Source organism: Streptomyces sp. NPDC001599 (genome assembly GCF_042893535.1).
Taxonomy (GTDB): Bacteria; Actinomycetota; Actinomycetes; order Streptomycetales; family Streptomycetaceae; genus Streptomyces.
This window is the reverse complement of the sequence record NZ_JBIAVA010000025.1, coordinates 1-19,820: the sequence shown is the minus strand read 5'-3', so window position 1 is coordinate 19,820 and position 19,820 is coordinate 1. Positions and strand designations below refer to the sequence as shown.

Here is a 19,820-nt window from a genome sequence, read left to right as displayed (position 1 = left end):
TTCAGCCGAGGATGCCCCGGTCGTACGCCGTCGCGACGGCCGCCGCGCGGTCGTTGACGCCCAGCTTGGCGTACAGGTGGGTGAGGTGGGTCTTCACGGTCGCCTCGCTGATGAACAGCTCCCGGGCGATCTCCTTGTTGGAGGTGCCGCGCGCCACCAGCGCGAGCACCTCGCGCTCGCGGGCGGAGAGGGGTTCGGCGCCGGGGGTCTTCGGGGCGCGGACGGCGGATACCAGGCGGGAGGCGACCGCCGGGGAGAGGACCGTGCGCCCCTGGGCCGCCGCGCGGACCGCGGTGAACAGCTCGTCGCGGGGCGCGTCCTTGAGGAGGTAGCCGGTCGCGCCGGCCTCGATCGCGGGCAGGGTGTCGGAGTCGGTGTCGTACGTGGTGAGCACGAGCACCCTCGCGCGGGCACCGCGCCTGGTCAGCTCCCGGATGGCGTCCACGCCCGAACCGCCCGGCATCCGCAGGTCCATGAGGATCACGTCGGGGTCGAGCGCGGCGGCCCGTTCCAGCGCCTCGGCGCCGCCCGCCGCCTCGCCGAGGACGCGGAAGCCGGACGCGGACTCGAACATGCCGCGCAGGCCGTCGCGGACCACGGGGTGGTCGTCGACGATGAGCAGGGAGATCGCGGCGTCGGCGGTCGTGGTGTCGTGGGGCGCGGCGTCATCGGTCATGGCGGACCAACGGTACGCGAGCCGAGACGGCGGTGCCGTGCCCCGGTTCCGCCTCGACGGTGAGCGAACCGGCGATGCGCTCGGCGCGGGCCCGCATGCCGTCGAGCCCGAAGCCGCCGCCGGGGGTGCGCTCCCGCGCGGTCAGCGGGTCGAAGCCCCGGCCGTCGTCGCGGATGTCGAGGGTGACCTCGTCGCCCATGTAGGAGAGGGTGACGCCGACCCGGTCGGCGGCGGCGTGCCGGGCCGTGTTGGACAGGGCCTCCTGGGCGATGCGCAGGAGCGTGGCGGCGACCTCGTCGTGGAGGTGCTCGGCGGTGCCGGTGACGGTGAACCGGGCCTGGACGCCGGTGCGTCCGCCCCACTCCGTCACCGTCTTCTTCAGCGCGTCCGGCAGTCCGTCGTCGGCCAGCGCGACCGGCGAGAGGTTGTGCACGGAGCGGCGGGCCTCGCCGAGGCTGTGCCGGGCCAGGGCGAGGGCCCGGTCCAGGTGTTCCCGGCCCAGCGCCGGGTCCGGGGCGGCCGCCACGACCTGGAGCTGGGCGATGATGCCGGTCAGGCCCTGGGCCAGGGTGTCGTGGATCTCGGCGGCCAGCCGCCTGCGCTCGTCGGCGACCCCGGCCTCGCGGGCCTGCACGAGGAGCTGGGCGTGGAGGGCGGCGTTCTCGTCGAGGGCCTGCTGGAGGGCGGTGTTGGTGCGCTCCAGTTCGGCGATGGTCTCGACGCGGGCGCGGCTGCGGGCCTCCTCCAGCGCGGCGAAGTGCGCGAAGAGGGCCACCAGCATGCTGTTGACGGTCAGGATCGCGCCGAAGAGCACCCAGCCCATGACACCGTTCGGCGGCAGCCCGCCGGACTGCGAACCCGCGAGGGTGACGGCGGTGGCGAACAGCCCGGCCCGGCACAGCCTGCGGGGCAGCAGGTACTGGGCGCCGAAGTAGCCGACTACCGCGTAGAAGGCGAACAGCGGGTTCAGCCAGGTGAGGGCGAAGCCGACGGCCCAGCGGACGGCGTAGTAGCAGGTGCCGGCCGGGGACGGCTCGGGGCGGGTGCGCGCCGCCCGGTTCCACCACAGTTGCAGCACGACGGCCGCGCCGATCAGTGCGCCGCTCGCCCGCCGCTCGCCGGTCGTCATGCCGATGGCGTCGGCGGCCGACCAGGCGACCAGCGTCCCGACGGCCAGCAGCGCGTACGGGCCCCAGCGGTGGAACGCCGCCCACCGCTCGTCGACCGCCGCCGTCCGCGTCATGGCGTCATTGTCGGACACGCGGCCGCCTTCCCCGCACACTCCCCCTCGCTCCGGTCACTCCGGTCACTCCCGTCACTCCCAGCGGAACCAGCGCGAGGCCGCCGCGGTGAGCAGCACCGTCCAGCCCACCAGCACCGCCAGGTGGGACCAGCCCGGCCAGTCGCCCGCCGCGGCCTCGTTGAGGGCCTGCGCGGCGGCGCCGAAGGGGGTCCAGCCCACGATCCGGCCCAGCAGGTCCGGCATGGCCTGCACCGGCAGCCACACGCCCGCGCAGAACATCGCCGGGAACAGCGCCGCCGACCCGATCGCACCGGCGATCTTCGTGGTGCGGGACAGCGCGGAGAGCACGGCGCCCAGGGAGAGCGCGGCGAGCACGGCGAGGAGCAGTGCCAGGAGGTAGCCGAGGGGCTGCTCGGGCAGGCCCACGTCGAAGGCGAGCCGCCCGACCGCGAGTGCGAGCAGCGCCGAGACCAGGGCGGCCGCGCCGCACACCACCATCTGGGCGGACAGCAGCGCCGCCGGGCGCACCGGCGTGGCGGACATCCGGCGCAGGATGCCCCGCTCGCGGTAGCCGGTGAGCACCTGCGGCATGCCCTGGAGGCCGCCCACGGTCAGGCCGAGCAGCACGGCCACCGGCACGTAGGCGTCGACCGGGCGCAGCCCGCCGAAGGAGGCGTCGGCCTCGCGGAAGGACGGGATGGAACCGAGGACCACCAGCAGCAGCGTCGGGAACACCAGCATCCAGAACAGGGCGCCCGGTTCGCGCCGGAACAGCCGCAGCTCGGTCCTCAGTACGGCGGTGTCGAAGACGTCGGTGGTCATGCGGGGGCCTCCGTGAGGTCGAGGAAGGCGTCGTCCAGCGTCGTGTCGGTGACCCGGAGCTGGTGGGCGGTGACGCGGGTGCGGGCGAGCAGCGTGATGACGGCGTTGACCGTCTCGTCCGTGCCGGACAGGGTGACGCGGCCGTCCTTGAACTCGGCGGAGGACAGTTCGGGCAGCGCGCGCAGGTCCGCCTCGTCCAGCGGCGCGGACGGGGTGAAGCTGATGACGGTGGCGCCCGCCGAGCGCCGGATCAGCCCGGCGGGGGTGTCCAGCGCGGCGACACGACCCCGGTCGATCACCGCGATCCGGTCGCACAGCCGCTGGGCCTCCTCCATGAAGTGGGTGACCAGCAGGACGGTGACGCCGCCCGCGCGGATGTCCTCGATGAGCTGCCAGGTCTCCCGCCGGGCGCGCGGGTCGAGACCGGTGGTCAGCTCGTCCAGGACGACGACACGGGGGTCGCCGACCAGGGCCAGGGCGATGAACAGGCGCTGCTTCTGGCCGCCGGAGAGCTTGCCGAACCGGGTGTCCAGCATCGGGACCAGGTCGAGCCGCTCGGCGAGCGGACGCCAGTCGGCGGGCTTCGGGTAGAAGGCGGCGTACAGCTCCAGGGCCTCGCGGACGGTGAGCTTGGCCTGGAGTTCGCTCTGCTGGAGCTGGGCGCCGAGGACCTCGGCGACCCGACGGTGGTCGGCGACGGGGTCGAGCCCGGTGACCCGGACCCGGCCCGCGTCGGGGACGCGCAGTCCCTCGACGCACTCGACGGTGGTGGTCTTGCCGGCGCCGTTGGGGCCGAGGACGCCGAAGATCTCGCCCTCCTCGACGGCGAAGGACACACCGTCGACGACGGGGCGGCCGCCGTAGGACTTGCGCAGGTCGGTGACTTCGATGACGGGCATGGCACCAGCCTCCCGGCGGCCGGGGGTCCGGCACATCGGCCGACGCGCTCGAAGGCGCATCAGCCGATCGGTTGATGCTCCCCTACGACCCCGGCGGGCCTCCGTACGACCCCGGCGGGACCTCCGTACGACCCCGGTGGGCGCGAAAACCCAGTGGGCAGTGTCAGTGCCAAACCGTAGGCTCGCTGCTGATGCCCACGAAACCTGCCCCCGCCACGGATCTCGCCGCGGACGCCGCCCCGGACGCCCCCGAGACACGTTCCACCGTACGTGCCCTGCTGCGGCTGTGGCCCTATGTGCGGCCGGTGCGCGCACGGTTGGGGACGGCCGCGGTGATAGCGATCCTCGCCTCCTGCGTGGGTCTGGTGATCCCGCTGGTCCTGAAGTGGATGGTGGACGGCCCGGTCGCCGACGGTGATCCGGCGGGCGTGTGGCTCGGGGCGCTGTACCTGCTGCTCCTCGGGCTCGCGGAGGCGCTGCTGTTCGGGCTGCGGCGGTGGCTGGTGGCCCGGCCGCTGGCGGGCGTCGAGGCGGGCATGCGGGCGGATCTCTACCGGCATCTGCAGCGCCTGCCGGTGGCCTTCCACGACCGCTGGGCCTCGGGGCAGTTGCTGTCGCGCGGGACGACCGACCTGATGCTGCTCCGTATGTTCCTCGCCTTCCCGCTGACGTTCCTGCTGGTCAACGGCGTGACGATCCTGGTCGGCGTGGGCATCATGCTGGTCCAGGACTGGATGCTGGGGCTGGTGATCCTGGGACCCGCCATCCCCGTGATGATCACCTGCGGGATCTTCGAGAAGAAGTACTCCGCGGTGGCGCGGCGCGCGCAGGACCAGGTCGGGGATCTGACGACCGTGGTCGAGGAGAGCGTGCTCGGCATCCGGATCATCAAGGGGTTCGGGCGGCACCGCAGCCAGGCCCGCGCCTTCCACGAGCTGTCGCACACGCTGCGGGGCACGGAGCTGCGCAAGGCGCGGCTGCTGGCGGCCATCTGGGCGGTGATCGTGACGCTGCCCGAGGTGGCGATCGGGGCGGCGTTGGTGGTCGGGGCGGTCCAGGTGGCGGACGGGGCGCTGTCGGCGGGGACGCTGGTGGCGTTCCTGTCGACGGCGCTGGCGCTGCGGTGGCCGGTGGAGTCCATCGGCTTCCTGCTGGCGATGAGCCAGGAGGCGGCGACGGCGACGGACCGGTACTTCGAGGTGATGGACGCGGAAGTTGAGTCTCCGGGGGGTGTTGGTGGCCCTGCGTCGGTGCCGGGGGGTGGGGAGCGCGGCCCGGCGTTGCGGGGTGCCTCCCCCACTCTCGGCTTCGCTCGAGCGGGGGGGCCCCCATCGCCCACCCGTGCCGCCCCTGGGGGTACCTCCCAGGCCGTTCAGGCACTGGGGGAGGCACGACTGCCCGCAGCTGGGGGGCTCAGGTTCGAGCACGTGCGGTTCCGGTATCCCGACGCCGCCCCCGACTCCCCGCCCCTCCTGACGGACGTCGACCTGCACATCCGCCCCGGCGAGTCCATGGCCCTGGTCGGTGCCACCGGCAGCGGCAAGACGACGCTGACCGCGCTCGTCCCGCGCCTGCACGAGGTGACCGAGGGCCGGATCACGCTGGACGGCGAGGACATCACCGCCCTGTCCCGCGAGGAGCTGCGCTCGATGGTCGCCGTGGCCTTCGAGGAGCCCACCCTCTTCTCCGCCACCGTCGGTGAGAACGTGCTGATGGGTGCCGGAGAGGGCGCCGGCGGCGAGGCACTGGACCGCGCGCTCGCCGTCGCGCAGGCCGACTTCGTGCACGCGCTCCCCCGGGGCACCGGCACCCAGGTCGGCGAGCAGGGTCTCAGCCTCTCCGGCGGCCAGCGTCAGCGCCTCGCGCTCGCGCGGGCCGTGGTGGGCAGACCGAGGTTCCTCGTCCTGGACGACCCGCTGTCCGCGCTGGACGTGCACACGGAGGCCGCCGTGGAGGCCGCCCTGCGGCAGGTCCTCGCGGACACCACCGCGCTGATCGTGGCCCACCGCCCCTCCACCGTCCTGCTCGCCGACCGCGTCGCCCTGCTCTCCGGGGGCCGCATCACCGCCGTCGGCACCCATCACGAACTGCTGCGCACCAGCCCCGAGTACGCCCATCTGATGTCCGGGCTCGACGGGCACGAGAACGACGAGGGACCCCAGGGAGGGGACGGCCGATGACCGCGCCCACGGCCACCGCGCCGGACAGGGAACAGCCGGAGGGCCCCGAGCCCGGGGACCCGGCCGGGTCGGGGACCGGCTCCACCGCCGCCGACGACGCCTTCGACCGGGACGTCCTGCCCAGCCCGCCGGGTGCGACCGGTGCCCTGCTGCGCTCCCTGCTGGTGCCCATGAGGGCCCGGGTCGCCCTCACCGTCCTCCTGCTGCTGCTCCAGCAGGCGGCCGTGCAGGCGGGCCCGCTGCTGGTGGCGTACGCCATCGACCACGCCGTGCCGGCCCTGCGGGACGACGACCACGGCCCGCTGATGGCGGTGGGCGCCGGCTACCTGCTGTGCTCGCTGGCGGCGGGCGGACTCCAGTACGCCTTCATCGCGGCGGCGGCCCGTGTCAGCCAGGACGTGCTGCTCGACCTGCGCGGGCGCATCTTCCGGCACGCGCAGGCGCTGAGCGTCGACTTCCACGAGCGCTACACCTCGGGCCGCCTCATCTCGCGCTCCACCACGGACGTGGAGTCCCTGCGCGAACTGCTCGACGAGGGGCTCCAGGAGCTGGTGACGGTCATCCTGTCCTTCGTCTACATCGCCGCGCTGCTGCTCTGGCTGGACCTCGGTCTCGGCGCCGTGGCGGTGGCGTCGTTCGTGCCGCTGTACGCGCTGGTGCGGCTCTACCAGCGGCGCGCGGGACGGGTGTACCGGCAGCGGTCGACGGCGATCGCGGCGGTGATCGTGAAGTTCGTGGAGACGATGAACGGCATCCGGCCGGTGCGCGCCTTTCGCCGTGAGGCCGTTAACGACGCGGACTTCGCGGTCCTGAACCACCGCCACGAGCGGACCAACGGCAACGCGCTGCTGGAGATGGCCCGTTACGTGGTGGGTTCCCGCCTGGTCGCGAACACGGCCGTCGCGGGCATCGTGCTGTGGGGCGCCTACCGGGTCGCGGACGGCACGCTGGCGCTCGGTGTGCTGGCCGCGGCGGTGCTGTACCTGCGCCGCCTGTACGACCCGATCGACCGGCTGGGCATGTTCCTGAACTCCTACCAGTCGGCGGCGGCCTCGCTGGAGAAGATCGCCGGGCTGCTGGCCCAGACGCCGTCGGTGCCGGAGCCGGCCGCGCCGAAGGAGCTGCCGCCGCTGGAGTCGGAGCACCCCGGCCGCGAGGTCGTCTTCGACTCGGTGAGCTTCGGCTACCGCACCGGCGGCGAGGTGCTGCCGCGCTTCGGGCTGACGCTCCCGGCCGGGCAGACGGTCGCCGTCGTGGGCTCGACCGGTGCGGGCAAGTCGACGCTGGCCAAGCTGCTCGCCCGGTTCTACGACCCCTCCGCCGGGCGGGTCCTGCTGGACGGCACCGACCTGCGCGACCTGGCCGTGCCCGAACTGCGGCGCGGGGTGGTGATGGTGACGCAGGAGGCGTTCCTGTTCTCCGGCACGGTCGCCGACAACATCGCCATCGGCCGTCCGGAGGCGACGCGGGAGGAGATCGAGCGGGCCGCGAAGGCGATCGGCGCCCACGACTTCATCGCCGCGCTGCCGGACGGCTACGACACCGACGTGCGCAAGCGGGGCGGCCGTATCTCCGCCGGTCAGCGGCAGCTCGTGGCGTTCGCGCGGGCGCTGCTCGCCGACCCGGCGGTGCTGATCCTGGACGAGGCGACCAGTTCGCTGGACATCCCCGGGGAGCGCGCGGTGCAGCGGGCGATGGCGACGGTGCTGAAGGGCCGTACGGCGGTCGTGATCGCGCACCGGCTCTCCACCGTGGAGATCGCCGACCGGGTGCTGGTGATGGAGCACGGCCGGATCGTCGAGGACGGCACGCCGGACGAACTCATCGCCGGTACGGGCCGGTTCGCGGATCTGCATCGCGCCTGGCGGGACAGTCTGGCGTGAGGATCGACGCGTACGAGGACCCGGGCACCCCGGGCCGCGGGGGCGGCTGGCGGTACCTGGGCTGGCTGGTCCGGCGGCAGTGGCCCCGGTGCCTGGCGGGGGCGGTGCTCGCCAGTGTCTGGATGGTGCTGCTGGCGGCGACGCCGTACCTGATGGCCCGGGCCGTCGACCATGGCCTGGAGCCGGGTGACATGGGTGCGCTGGCGCTCTGGACGGGCGCCATGGTCGCCGTCGGCGGGGTCAACGCGTGGCTGGGCATGATGCGGCACCGCACGATGACGAAGGTGCGGATGGACGCCAACTTCCGCACGGTCAAGGTGGTCGTCGGGCACGCCACGCGGCTCGGCGCGGCGCTGCGCGGGCAGGTGGGGACCGGGGAGGTCGTCACCATCGGGGTGGGCGACGTGCAGACCATCAGCACGTCCCTGACGGCCGTGGGCCCGGGCGTCGGCGCGGTCGTCGCCTATGCGGCGGTCGGCGGACTGATGCTGTCGGTGTCGGCCCGGCTCGCCCTGGTGGTGCTGCTCGGGGTCCCGGCGCTCGGGGTGCTCCTCGGCCCGCTCATGGGGCGGCTCCAGGGCAGGGAGGCGGAGTACCGGGAGCGGCAGTCCGTGCTGACCGCGCGGATCGGCGACCTCGCGGGCGGGCTGCGGGTGCTGAACGGGCTGGGCGGCAAGGGCCTGGTCGCGGACGCCTTCCGCCGGGACTCGGGCCGGCTGCGCGAGCAGGGCTACCGGGTCGGCGCGGTGACCAGCTGGATCCAGGCCCTCGGGGTGGGGCTGCCGATGCTGTTCCTGGCCCTGGTGACCTGCCTGGGCGCCCGGCAGGCCGCGCAGGGTCACATCAGTGTGGGCGAACTGGTGTCGGTGTACGGCTATGTCGTCGCGCTGGGCTGGCCGGTGGCGTTCCTCATCGAGATGGGCCACCAGCTCAGCCGCGGCGTGGTGGCCGCCCGCCGGGTCGTCGCCTTCCTGCGCCTGGAGCCGGTACCGGACACGGGCACCCGGGACGCCCCCGCCGAACCGTCGGCGCTCTACGACCCGGCCTCGGGCGTACGGATCACCCCCGGCCGCCTGACCGCCCTGGCCACGTCCCGCCCGTCCGACGCCACCGACATCCTGGACCGCCTGGGCCGCTACAGCCCGTCCGACGCGACCTGGGGAGACGTCCCGCTGACGGAGATCCCCCTCCCCCAGATCCGCGCCCGCATCCTGGTGGCGACCCCGGAGGCCGACCTCTTCGCAGGCGCCCTGAGCGATGTAGTAGGCGCTCCGGACACCGACCTCAGGGGCGCGGGCAGTGTCGATGGTCGGCTCCGCCGCGTGGGCGCGACCAGCCCCGACGCGTCCGCAGACGCACGACAGCGGCCCGGGGCAGACGAGAAGGCGCATCTCACCGCAGCCCTCCGCGCCGCCGCAGCCGACGACATAGTCCGCGCCCTCCCCGACGGCCTCGAAACCCAGGTCGCGGCCCAGGCCCGAGACCTGTCCGGAGGACAACGCCAACGCATCCGCCTGGCCAGAGCCCTCCTGACCGACCCGGAAGTCCTCCTCGCCGCGGAACCCACCTCCGCCCTGGACGCCCACACGGAGGCCACCGTGGCCGACCGCCTCAAGCACGCCCGCCGGGGCCGAACCACCGTGCTGGCCGCCACCTCGCCGCTCCTCCTCGACCGCGCGGACGTCGTGCACCACCTGGTCGACGGCAAGGTCACCGCCACCGGCACGCACCGCGAACTCCTGGACTCCGAGCCCGGGTACCGCGCCCTGGTCGCGCGGGACGGCGAAGCCGCCGAAGAAGGGGACCCGGCCCGATGACACAGCTGCCCGTAGCCGAGCGCACCGACGTCCGCCGCGCGGCGGCCGGCCTCGTGCGCACCGACCGGAGGTCCTTCGCCGTCGTCCTGGGTCTCAACGCGCTGGCCGCGCTGGCCGGTCTCGCGGGTCCGTGGCTGCTGGGCCGGATCGTCGACGAGGTGCGCGGCGGGGGCGGGGTCGGCGCCGTGGACCGGATGGCCCTCGCCATCCTGCTGTGCTCGCTGGCGCAGTTGCTGCTGGCCCGCTGGGCGCGGTACGTGGGGCACCGGTTCGGGGAGCGGACGCTCGCCCGGGTGCGGGAGCGGTACGTGGAGCGGGCGCTCGCGCTGCCCGCGTCGGTCGTGGAGCGGGCCGGGTCCGGGGATCTGACGACGCGCGGCACCGCCGACGTCACCGCCGTCGGCACGACGCTGCGCGACGCCGGTCCCGAGCTGCTGGTCAACGCGGTGCAGGCGCTGTTCCTCACCGCCGCGGTGTTCGTGCTCGACCCGCTGCTCGGCCTGGTCGGGGTGCTGGGGCTGACGCCGGCCTGGCTGGCGCTGCGCTGGTACCTGCGCCGGGCGCGGACGGCCTACCTCGCCGAGGGCGCGGCCAACTCGGACGTCGCGGAGAGTCTGGCGGCCACGGTGGCGGGGGCCCGCACGGTCGAGGCGTTCGGGCTGGCCGAGCGGCGCGTGGCGACGAACCGCCGGGCGCTGGAGGTTTCGCTGCGCGCCCGGTTCCGGACGCTGTTCCTGCGCAGTGTGTTCTTCCCGGCGGTGGACATCTCCTACGTCCTTCCGGTGGCGGGGGTGCTGCTGCTCGGCGGGGTCCTGCACATGCACGGGTCGGCGAGCCTCGGCGCGGTGGTGTCCTGTGCCGTGTATCTCCAGCAGTTGGCGGGACCGCTCGACGAGGTGCTGATGCGGGTCGAGCAACTACAGGCCGGTGCTGCCTCGTTCGCCCGGGTGGAGGGGCTGGCGCGGGCCCCGCGGGCGACGGCGGACGAGTCGGCGGTTCCGGACGGCGACCGTATCGACGTGTCCGGGGTGCGGTACGCCTACGACCGGGGCGGGGAGGTGCTGCGCGGGGTGGACCTGACGGTGCGGCCGGGTGAGCGGCTGGCGGTCGTCGGTCCTTCGGGGGCGGGCAAGACGACGCTGAGCCGGCTCCTCGCGGGCGTGGACGCGCCGACGGAGGGTTCGGTGACGGTGGGCGGGGTGCCCGTGGTCGCCCTGGGTCCGGAGCGGCTGCGCCGTCAGGTGGTACTGGTCACCCAGGAGCACCATGTGTTCCTTGGGACGGTCCGCGACAATCTCCTGATCGCCGAACCGGCGGCCTCGGACGAGGAGTTGTGGGCCGCGCTCGCCGCGGTGGGCGCCGAGGGCTGGGTGCGGGAGCTGCCCGCGGGCCTCGGCGCCGAGCTGGGCGCGAAGGGACACTCCACGGACGGTTCGCAGGCCCAGCAACTCGCCCTGGCCCGGGTGGTGCTGGCCGACCCGCACACCCTGATCCTGGACGAGGCCACGGCCCTGCTGGACCCGACGACGGCCCGGCACACGGAGCAGGCGCTGGCCGCCGTGCTGAAGGGCCGTACGGTGATCGCCATCGCGCACCGCCTGCACACCGCGCACGACGCCGACCGGGTGGCGGTGATGGAGGACGGTCTGCTGACGGAGCTGGGCACGCACGACGAGCTGGTGGCGGCGGGCGGGGCGTACGCGGCCCTGTGGGGCTCCTGGCACGGGGAGCCGTCCGCCGGTTACTGACCGACGGGACAGTAACCGGACCGGGCCAGCAACGATTCCGTTTATCGAACGTGAACGCCCGGTCAACGAACCATTTCCAGCCAACTTACTGACGCGCTCCTGACAAGTAGCGCTTTCTCCTGCCACTCTTCCGTCGGCCCCTTCACAGCGCCCCCACAGCTTCCTCACGAGCGCTGTGCCGCGGCCGGCTCACAGCACCAGGTTTCTGCGTACCGCACAGTTCCGCCCGGCCGGCCACCCGCCGACCGGTCTCCCCTGGCCGCGCAATCCGCGGCCACGCAGAAGGAGTCAGTGTTGAGCAGCAGTACTCCCCACAGACGCACCTCCCACACCACCTCCCACACCTCTCGCCGTACCACGCACCGGCGCGCCGCGGCCGTCGCGCTGGCCGGTGTCGCCGCGCTGATCGCCACGGCGGTCCAGTCCGGCACCGCCACCGCGGCCCCCGAGCCGACCCCCGCGAAGGGCAACGAGCTGGTCAGGCTCAGCCCCGCCCAGCGCGCCGAGCTGATCCGCGACGCCAACGCCACCAAGGCGAGGACCGCCGACGAGCTGGGCCTGGGCGCCAAGGAGAAGCTGGTCGTCCGGGACGTGGCCAAGGACCGCGACGGCACCCTGCACACCCGCTACGAGCGCACCTACGACGGTCTGCCCGTCCTCGGCGGCGACCTCGTGGTGGCCTCCGACGCGGGGAAGACCGAGCAGGTCGTGAAGGCCACGGCGAAGGCGCTCAGGCCGGCCACCGTGACGCCGAAGATCTCCGCCGCCAAGGCGGAGTCCCAGGCGGTGTCCGCCGCGAAGGCCGCCGGTGCCGAGCAGCCGGACGCCGACCGCGCCCCGCGCAAGGTGATCTGGGCGGCGAACGGCACGCCGGTCCTGGCGTACGAGACGGTCGTGGGCGGCCTCCAGGAGGACGGCACCCCGAACGAGCTGCACGTCATCACCGACGCCGCCACCGGCGCCAAGCTGTACGAGTACCAGGGCATCGAGAACGGCACCGGCCACACCACGTACAGCGGCACCGTGACGCTGGGCACCGCGCAGTCCGGGTCGTCGTACACGCTGACCGACAGCGCGCGCGGCAACCACAAGACGTACAACCTGAACGGCCGGACCTCGGGCACCGGTTCGCTGTTCACCAACTCCGACGACGTGTGGGGCAACGGCAGCTCCTCCGACCCGGAGACCGCCGGTGCCGACGCGCACTACGGGGCCGCGCTGACCTGGGACTACTACAAGAACGTGCACGGCCGCTCGGGCATCCGCGGCGACGGCGTGGGCGCGTACAGCCGGGTCCACTACGGCAACAACTACGTCAACGCCTTCTGGTCCGACAGCTGCTTCTGCATGACCTACGGCGACGGCTCGGGCAACGCCAACCCGCTGACCGCCATCGACGTGGCCGGGCACGAGATGACCCACGGCGTCACGTCCAACACCGCGGGACTCAACTACAGCGGCGAGTCCGGCGGTCTGAACGAGGCCACGTCCGACATCTTCGGCACGTCGGTCGAGTTCTACGCCAACAACTCCGAGGACGTCGGTGACTACCTCATCGGCGAGGAGATCGACATCAACGGCGACGGCACCCCGCTGCGCTACATGGACAAGCCCAGCAAGGACGGCGCGTCCTACGACGACTGGTTCTCGGGCATCGGCAACTCCGACGTGCACTACTCGTCGGGCCCGGCCAACCACTTCTTCTACCTGCTGAGCGAGGGCAGCGGCACCAAGACCATCAACGGTGTCACGTACAACTCGCCCACCTCGGACGGCCTCCCGGTGACCGGCATAGGCCGCGCCAAGGCGGAGAAGATCTGGTTCCGCGCGCTGACCACCAAGTTCACGTCGACCACCAACTACGCGGGCGCCCGCACCGGCACCCTCGCGGCGGCCGGTGAGCTGTACGGCACCGACAGCGCCGAGTACACCGCGGTGGCGAACGCGTGGGCGGGCATCAACGTCGGATCGCGGCCCGGTGGCGGCGACCCCGGGGACGGCACCACGTTCGAGAGCACGACGAACGTGAACATCCCCGACTACGGGTCCGCGGTGACCTCGTCCCTCACCGTCTCCGGACGCACCGGCAAGGCGCCGAGCAACCTCCAGGTGGGCGTGGACATCGAGCACACCTGGCGCGGTGACCTCCAGATCGACCTGGTCGCGCCCGACGGGTCGACGTACCGCCTGAAGAACAGCGGCTACGACCCGGCGGAGGACGTGCACGAGACCTACACGGTGAACGCCTCCTCCGAATCGGCCAACGGCACCTGGAAGCTGCGGGTCCAGGACCAGGGCCCGGCGGACACCGGCTACATCGATGCCTGGCGGCTCACCTTCCCGTAGGCCGACCGGCCCGCGGACGCACCACACCCAAGGCAGGGCGCCGCCCCGGAGGTTCGACTCCTCCGGGGCGGCGCCCTCTCCATGTCCGCCCCGACTGACGGTTTTTGCCAAGCACTTACACGTGCCTTGTTGCCACTTGACCGAGGTCACACGGCCTTCACATTCCCGCAACACACACCCGGGCAGCGATTTTCGGCCAACATCATCGCACCCTCCTGACATGTACGCGCCTTCGGTGTCAGTCTTCCGTCACCCACAGCACAACTTCGCAGTAACCGGCCGGACACCCCACGCCGTCCGGTACCCCCCACCGAAGGAGCTTGTGTGTCTTCCCTCTTCGCGCGCCACAAGCGCACCACCCTGGCCCTCGCCACCGCGGTCGCCGCCGGAGCGATGCTCACCACCGGCCTGACCGCGGGCAACGCCGCCGCCGACAGCACCGCGCCGTCGGCGCTCCCCGGCGCACCCGTCCTGCTCTCGGCCTCCGCCCGCAGCGCGCTCATACAGGAGCAGCAGGCCGACGCGGCCGGCACCGCCCGGGAGATGGGCCTCGGCGCCAAGGAGAAACTGGTCGTCAAGGACGTCGTCAAGGACCGCGACGGCTCCGTGCACACCCGCTACGAGCGCACCTACGACGGCCTGCCCGTCCTCGGCGGCGACCTCGTCGTGCACCGGTCGAAGTCCGGTGCCACCAGAGGCGTCACCAAGGCGACGAAGGCCGCCATCAAGGTCGCCACCGTGACCCCGAGGGTCGAGGCGGCCAAGGCCGAGCAGCAGGCGCTGTCCGCCGCCGAGGACGCCGGGTCGTCGAAGACCGCGGCCGACTCCGCGCCCCGCAAGGTGATCTGGGCCGCCGAGGGCAAGCCCGTGCTCGCCTACGAGACCGTGGTCGGCGGCCTCCAGGACGACGGCACCCCGAACGAGCTGCACGTCATCACCGACGCCGCCACCGGCGCCAAGCTGTACGAGTACCAGGGCATCGAGACCGGCTCCGGCAAGAGCCTCTACTCGGGCACGGTCGAACTCGGCACCACCAAGTCGGGCTCGTCCTACCAGCTCCTCGACAGCGGGCGCGGCGGCCACAAGACGTACAACCTGGCCCGCAAGACCTCCGGCACCGGCACGCTGTTCACCGACGCCGACGACACCTGGGGCACCGGCGCCGCCTCCAGCGACCCGCAGGACCAGACCGCCGCCGTCGACGCCGCCTACGGCGCCCAGGTCACCTGGGACTTCTACAAGGAGAGCTTCGGCCGCAGCGGCATCAAGAACGACGGCAAGGCGGCCTACTCCCGCGTCCACTACGGCAGCAACTACGTCAACGCCTTCTGGTCGGACCAGTGCTTCTGCATGACCTACGGTGACGGCACGGGCAACACCAACCCGCTGACCTCGCTGGACGTGGCCGGTCACGAGATGAGCCACGGCGTCACCTCCAACACCGCGGGCCTCGAGTACAGCGGGGAGTCCGGCGGCCTCAACGAGGCGACGTCCGACATCTTCGGCACCGGCGTCGAGTACTTCGCGAACAGCTCCGCCGACAAGGGCGACTACCTCATCGGCGAGCGGATCGACATCAACGGCGACGGCACCCCGCTGCGCTACATGGACAAGCCCAGCAAGGACGGCGCGTCCAAGGACTACTGGGACTCCGGTCTCGGCGGCGTGGACGTGCACTACTCGTCCGGTCCGGCCAACCACTTCTTCTTCCTGCTGTCGGAGGGCAGCGGGGCGCGGACGGTCGACGGCGTGGACTACGACTCCCCGACCCACGACGGCTCCACCGTCACCGGCATCGGCCGCGACAAGGCCCTGCAGATCTGGTACAAGGCGCTGACGGAGTACATGACGTCGACGACCGACTACGCCGACGCCCGCACGGCGACCCTGAGCGCGGCGTCCGACCTGTACGGCGCCGACAGCACGGAGTACAAGACGGTGGGCGCGGCCTGGACCGCGATCAACGTGAGCTGACCGCGCGACGCACCGGCACAACACGGCGGGGCGGCACCCGGAACCAGCGGTTCCCGGGTGTCGCCCTAGTCTTGGTACCCATGTCCTTCACGTACGACGACGTCGGCGCCACCCGCGAGCAGGGCGCCTGCCCGCCCGGCTTCCGCCCCATGCACGTACGCACCCGCCTCGGGGAGGGCGAACCGGTGTTCCGGCGGGCGGTCGAGGCCGTGCTCACCTGGGAGATGCACCGGGAGATGGGCGTCGGCATCGAGGCGAGCGCGGAGCGCGCCGCGCCCGGCGTCGACGTCACCGTCACGCTCGCCGGCATGATCAAGGCGCCCTGCCGGGTGGTGTGGACCCTGGAGGAGCCGCGCCGGGCCGGCTGGGCCTACGGCACGCTGCCCGGCCACCCGGAGTCCGGCGAGGAGGCCTTCGTGGTGGACCGCACGGGTGACGGGACGGTGTGGCTGACCGTGCACGCCTTCAGCCGCCCGGCCAAGTGGTACGCCAAGGCCGGCGGACCGGCGGCCCGCGCCTTCCAGCACGCCTACGCCCGCCGGTGCGGCACCGTCCTCAGGCGGCTGAGCGGTGGCGACGAGGAGGACTGAGCCCCGCCTCACCGCCACCGCCCGCCGCCGCCCGGCTGCTCCGGGGGTCACCGCATCAGCAGCCCCGCCGCCTCCACCAGGTCGCCCGAGGGCACCGCGACCAGACCGGTCTCCACGCCGGAGGCCAGCAGCCGGTGCGCGGGCAGGACCCGGACCGTGTAGCCGAAGGGGCCGGTGCGGTCCAGGGCGAGCGGGCCCTCGTAGGCCCAGCGGCCCTCCAGGTCGGGCCCGCCCACCGGTTTCAGCGGCGTCTTCGCCGCATCGGTGATCCGGTCCTCGGAGTCCACCCGGCCGGAGACCGCCTGCACCTCCACGTCCTGAGGCGCGAGGTCGCCGAGCTTCACCCGGACCCGCAGCGCGAGCGTGGTGCCCAGTTCGGCGCTGGCGGTGGCGGCGGAGGTCTCCACGTGGTCGACGCTCACGCCGGGCCAGGCCGCCCGCACCCGCGCCTTCCACTCGGCGAGCCCGCGCGCGGAGTCCGGGTCCATCGCACGGTGCGCATCGGCGGCGGGGGCGTAGAGCCGCTCGACGTACTCGCGGACCATGCGGCCGGCCAGCACCTTCGGGCCGAGCAGGGAGAGGGTCCTGCGGACCATCTCCAGCCACCGGTCGGGCAGCCCGCTCGCGCCCCGCTCGTAGAAGCGCGGGGTGATCCGCTGCTCCAGCAGGTCGTAGAGGGCGTTGGCCTCTATGGCGTCGCGCCGGTCCGGGTCGGTGCCCACACCGTCGGCGGTGGGGATCGCCCAGCCGAAGTCGGGCTGGTACCACTCGTCCCACCAGCCGTCGAGGACCGACAGGTTGAGGCAGCCGTTGAGCGCCGCCTTCATGCCGGAGGTGCCACAGGCCTCCAGCGGCCGCAGCGGGTTGTTCAGCCAGATGTCGCAGCCCGGGTAGAGCTTCTGCGCCATCGCCATGCCGTAGTCCGGCAGGAACACGATGCGGTGCCGCACCCGAGGGTCGTCGGCGAACCGCACCAGCTCCTGCACCAGCCGCTTGCCGCCGTCGTCCGCCGGGTGCGCCTTGCCCGCGACGACGATCTGGATCGGCCGCTCGGGATGCAGCAGCAGCTCGGTGAGCCGCTCCCGGTCGCGCAGCATCAGCGTGAGGCGCTTGTACGAGGGGACGCGCCGGGCGAAGCCGATGGTGAGCACGTCCGGGTCGAGGGCGTCGTCGATCCAGCCCAGTTCGGCCGTCCCGGCGCCGCGCTGCCGCCAGGAGGCGCGCAGCCGCTCGCGCACCTCCTCCACGAGCTGGGCGCGCAGCGTGCGACGCAGCTCCCAGATGTCCTGGTCGGGGATGTCGGCCACCGAGTCCCAGCGGTCCGAACCACCCACGGCCAGCGCGTCCTCGGCCCGCTGCACACCGATCTGCCGGGCGCCGAGCCGGAACACCTCGGGGGCCACCCAGGTCGGGGCGTGCACGCCGTTGGTGACGGAGGTGATGGGCACCTCGTCGGCGTCGAAGCCGGGCCACAGTCCGGCGAACATCCCCCGGCTGACCCCGCCGTGCAGCAGGGAGACGCCGTTGGCGCGCTGGGCGAGCCTGAGGCCCATCACGGCCATGTTGAACAGGTTCGGCTCGCCGCCGGGGTAGGTCTCCATGCCGAGCCTGAGGACGCGTTCGACGTCGATGCGCGGGAGTTCGGCGTCGGGGCCGAAGTGGCGGGCGACCAGCTCGCGGTCGAAGCGGTCGATGCCGGCCGGGACCGGGGTGTGGGTGGTGAAGACGGTACCGGCCCGGACCGCCTCCAGGGCCGGACCGAACTCCAGGCCCTCGTCGCACAGTTCCGCGATGCGTTCCAGGCCGAGGAAGCCGGCGTGGCCCTCGTTGGTGTGGAACACCTCCGGTGCGGCGTGCCCGGCGAGCCGGCAGTACGTCCGTACCGCCCGGACACCTCCTATGCCGAGCAGCATCTCCTGGAGGAGCCGGTGCTCGCTGCCGCCGCCGTAGAGCCGGTCGGTGACGCCGCGTTCGCCGGGGTCGTTCTCCTCGACGTCGGAGTCGAGCAGCAGCAGCGGCACCCGGCCGACCTGGGCCAGCCAGACGCGGGCCCGCAGCTCCCGGCCGCCGGGCAGCGCGAGGGCGACGTGCGCCGGGGTGCCGTCGCGCTCCTTCAGGGGCGCGAGGGGCAGCTCGTGGGGGTCGAGGACGGGATAGTGCTCCTGCTGCCAGCCGTCCCGGGAGAGGGACTGGCGGAAGTAGCCGTGCCGGTAGAGCAGGCCCACGCCGACGAGCGGCACCCCCAGGTCGCTGGCCGCCTTGAGGTGGTCGCCGGCCAGGATGCCGAGGCCGCCGGAGTACTGGGGCAGAGCGGCGGTGATGCCGAACTCGGGCGAGAAGTAGGCCACGGCGGCGGGGAGTCGGCCGGACTGGGCCTGGTACCAGCGGTCGCCGGTCATGTAGTGGTCGAGGTCGTCGGCCACCGCGGTGAGCCGGCGCAGGAAGCGCCGGTCCTCGGCCAGCTCCGCGAGACGCGCGGGCCGGACGGTGCCGAGCAGCCGTACCGGATCACGGCCGGACGCGGTCCAGCACTCGGGGTCGACGGACTGGAAGAGGTCGCGGGTCTCCGGGTGCCAGGACCAGCGCAGATTGCGGGCCAGATCACTGAGCGGCCGGAGGGGGTCGGGGAGAACGGGACGGACGGTCAGTCGACGGATCGCCTTCACCCTCACGACGTTACCGCGCGATGTGTCCCTTGTTGGGGCCTTCGCCCTGATGCGCCGGACAGGAACTGACGCGCACGGCGTGTCGATATGGCCGGATCTTTCCCCGTCGGCCTTCTTGTGGCGCTTCGGCCCGCAAGGAAAGCTGCACATGTCGCGACGAACGCTGATTGCGGGAGCGGCATCCGGGAAAGCGACGGTCAGATCGCGCTGTGTGTCGGGATGTCGACATACGCGCGAGTAGTTAACAAAGTGCCGGATTGCCCACCGGAAGAGTGTGGGAAGGCTCCTGCGGTACGCCCCGCACGCACCTCGCAGGACCCACCTCCCCAGCAGTCATCCGCCCACCCAGTTGACGCGGACAGGAGCGGTCATGCCCGCCACGCACCACTCGTCAGCCGCCTCCGCGGAGCGCGCCCCGGTCGTCGGGCGCATCCCCGTGCTGGACGTCCGTCCGGTCGTCCAGCGGGGGCGCAGGCCGGCCAAGGCCGTCACCGGTGAGTCGTTCGAAATCTCCGCCACCGTGTTCCGGGAAGGGCACGACGCGGTGGGGGCCAACGTCGTCCTGAGAGATCCGCGGGGCCGGCCGGGCCCCTGGACGCCGATGCGGGAGCTGGCCCCGGGCACCGACCGCTGGGGCGCCACCGTCACCGCGGGCGAGACCGGGATGTGGTCGTACACCGTGGAGGCGTGGGGCGATCCGGTCACCACCTGGCGGCACCACGCCCGGATCAAGATCCCGGCGGGCATGGACACCGACCTGGTCCTGGAGGAGGGCGCCCGGCTGTACGAGCGGGCCGCCGCCGACGTGCCGGGACGCGAGGACCGGCGTGAACTGCTGGCCGCCGTCGACGCGCTGCGGGACGAGAGCAGGCCGGCCGCGTCCCGGCTGGCGGCGGCGTTGACGCCCCAGGTGGACGCGGTCCTGGCCCGCCACCCCCTGCGGGACCTGGTCACCTCCTCCGACCCGCTCCCCCTG

13 protein-coding genes are annotated in these 19,820 nt (G+C 73.0%); 8 read left to right on the top strand and 5 right to left on the bottom strand.

The window, feature by feature from the left end; all coding sequences use genetic code 11:
- Nucleotide 1: 1 nt before the first annotated feature.
- The 4 genes from ACFYZ3_RS36505 to ACFYZ3_RS36490 form a co-directional block, all read right to left on the bottom strand.
- On the bottom strand, nt 2-676 hold the full coding sequence (locus tag ACFYZ3_RS36505) for a response regulator (RefSeq protein WP_388527184.1): 675 nt from the start codon (nt 674-676) through the stop codon (nt 2-4).
- Nucleotides 666-1,919, bottom strand: coding sequence for a sensor histidine kinase (locus ACFYZ3_RS36500; RefSeq protein WP_388527314.1), 1,254 nt, complete (start codon nt 1,917-1,919; stop codon nt 666-668). The genes ACFYZ3_RS36505 and ACFYZ3_RS36500 overlap by 11 nt, the downstream gene beginning before the upstream one ends.
- A 72-nt stretch (nt 1,920-1,991) precedes the next feature.
- Nucleotides 1,992-2,741 carry an ABC transporter permease gene (locus ACFYZ3_RS36495; RefSeq protein WP_388527181.1) on the bottom strand — a complete coding sequence of 250 codons (750 nt, stop codon included), beginning with the start codon at nt 2,739-2,741 and terminating at the stop codon, nt 1,992-1,994.
- A complete protein-coding gene (locus ACFYZ3_RS36490; protein WP_388527178.1) occupies nt 2,738-3,640 on the bottom strand; it encodes an ABC transporter ATP-binding protein in 903 nt (300 codons plus the stop codon). Before ACFYZ3_RS36490 ends, ACFYZ3_RS36495 begins: the two co-directional genes overlap by 4 nt.
- A gap of 191 nt (nt 3,641-3,831) precedes the next feature.
- Between ACFYZ3_RS36490 and ACFYZ3_RS36485 the strand changes: the two genes are divergently transcribed.
- The 7 genes from ACFYZ3_RS36485 (at nt 3,832) to ACFYZ3_RS36455 (ending at nt 16,178) form a co-directional block, all read left to right on the top strand.
- Complete coding sequence (locus ACFYZ3_RS36485; RefSeq protein WP_388527175.1) at nt 3,832-5,820, top strand: ABC transporter ATP-binding protein; 1,989 nt, start codon at nt 3,832-3,834, stop codon at nt 5,818-5,820.
- Complete coding sequence (locus tag ACFYZ3_RS36480) at nt 5,817-7,703, top strand: ABC transporter ATP-binding protein (RefSeq protein WP_388527172.1); 1,887 nt, start codon at nt 5,817-5,819, stop codon at nt 7,701-7,703. Before ACFYZ3_RS36485 ends, ACFYZ3_RS36480 begins: the two co-directional genes overlap by 4 nt.
- Complete coding sequence (locus tag ACFYZ3_RS36475; RefSeq protein WP_388527169.1) at nt 7,700-9,520, top strand: ABC transporter ATP-binding protein; 1,821 nt, start codon at nt 7,700-7,702, stop codon at nt 9,518-9,520. The genes ACFYZ3_RS36480 and ACFYZ3_RS36475 overlap by 4 nt, the downstream gene beginning before the upstream one ends.
- Nucleotides 9,517-11,268 (top strand): ABC transporter ATP-binding protein, encoded by a 1,752-nt coding sequence (locus ACFYZ3_RS36470; RefSeq protein ID WP_388527166.1) that lies wholly within the window; start codon nt 9,517-9,519, stop codon nt 11,266-11,268. The genes ACFYZ3_RS36475 and ACFYZ3_RS36470 overlap by 4 nt, the downstream gene beginning before the upstream one ends.
- A gap of 294 nt (nt 11,269-11,562) precedes the next feature.
- On the top strand, nt 11,563-13,614 hold the full coding sequence (locus ACFYZ3_RS36465) for a M4 family metallopeptidase (protein WP_388527163.1): 2,052 nt from the start codon (nt 11,563-11,565) through the stop codon (nt 13,612-13,614).
- Between the two features lie 324 nt (nt 13,615-13,938).
- Nucleotides 13,939-15,588 (top strand): M4 family metallopeptidase, encoded by a 1,650-nt coding sequence (locus tag ACFYZ3_RS36460; RefSeq protein WP_388527160.1) that lies wholly within the window; start codon nt 13,939-13,941, stop codon nt 15,586-15,588.
- Between the two features lie 80 nt (nt 15,589-15,668).
- Nucleotides 15,669-16,178 (top strand): DUF1990 family protein, encoded by a 510-nt coding sequence (locus ACFYZ3_RS36455; RefSeq protein ID WP_388527157.1) that lies wholly within the window; start codon nt 15,669-15,671, stop codon nt 16,176-16,178.
- Nucleotides 16,179-16,225: 47 nt separating this feature from the next.
- Here the strand turns inward: ACFYZ3_RS36455 and ACFYZ3_RS36450 are convergent, their stop codons facing one another.
- Entirely contained in the window at nt 16,226-18,844 is a 2,619-nt protein-coding gene (locus ACFYZ3_RS36450; protein WP_388527154.1) for a glycosyltransferase family 1 protein, read from the bottom strand.
- Nucleotides 18,845-19,214: 370 nt separating this feature from the next.
- Here ACFYZ3_RS36450 and ACFYZ3_RS36445 point away from each other — a divergent pair.
- A partial coding sequence (locus ACFYZ3_RS36445) for a maltotransferase domain-containing protein (protein ID WP_388527151.1) occupies nt 19,215-19,820 on the top strand: 606 nt, incomplete at its 3' end.

Excerpts from the sequence above, each read along its gene's own strand:
- ACFYZ3_RS36490 (WP_388527178.1), bottom strand. The coding sequence starts at position 3,640 with ATGCCCGTCATCGAAGTCACCGACCTGCGCAAGTCCTACGGCGGCCGC.
- ACFYZ3_RS36455 (WP_388527157.1), top strand. The coding sequence starts at position 15,669 with ATGTCCTTCACGTACGACGACGTCGGCGCCACCCGCGAGCAGGGCGCC.
- ACFYZ3_RS36485 (WP_388527175.1), top strand. The coding sequence starts at position 3,832 with ATGCCCACGAAACCTGCCCCCGCCACGGATCTCGCCGCGGACGCCGCC.
- ACFYZ3_RS36480 (WP_388527172.1), top strand. The coding sequence starts at position 5,817 with ATGACCGCGCCCACGGCCACCGCGCCGGACAGGGAACAGCCGGAGGGC.
- ACFYZ3_RS36495 (WP_388527181.1), bottom strand. The coding sequence starts at position 2,741 with ATGACCACCGACGTCTTCGACACCGCCGTACTGAGGACCGAGCTGCGG.
- ACFYZ3_RS36470 (WP_388527166.1), top strand. The coding sequence starts at position 9,517 with ATGACACAGCTGCCCGTAGCCGAGCGCACCGACGTCCGCCGCGCGGCG.
- ACFYZ3_RS36500 (WP_388527314.1), bottom strand. The coding sequence starts at position 1,919 with ATGACGCGGACGGCGGCGGTCGACGAGCGGTGGGCGGCGTTCCACCGC.
- ACFYZ3_RS36505 (WP_388527184.1), bottom strand. The coding sequence starts at position 676 with ATGACCGATGACGCCGCGCCCCACGACACCACGACCGCCGACGCCGCG.